The organism is Bradyrhizobium sp. Kon69 (assembly GCF_055807515.1).
Window position 1 is genome coordinate 1 of sequence record NZ_JBVVOS010000600.1, and the last position, 233, is coordinate 233.

The 233-nt window shown below is 57.9% G+C and carries 1 pseudogene; it reads right to left on the reverse strand.

The features are described from left to right. Positions 1-233 (reverse strand): annotated as a pseudogene (locus AC0L3U_RS40305) (hypothetical protein); the annotation flags it as partial.

Here is a 233-nt window from a genome sequence, read left to right on the forward strand (position 1 = left end):
GCGGCCTGCAACTGGACCTGATCATCCTGAGGCAGATAGCGCGAAGGGTCAGACTGATCGCCGATCACTCGCGGCGTCAGGATGAACAGTCGCTCACGCCGATTGTTCTGCCGTTCGGTCGAAGAGAACAGCGCCTTGCCCAGCAACGGTATGTTGCCCAGCACAGGCACCTTGCTTTGTTTGTCGGTGTTTTCCGTGACGTGGAATCCACCCACCACCAGCGAACGTTTTTC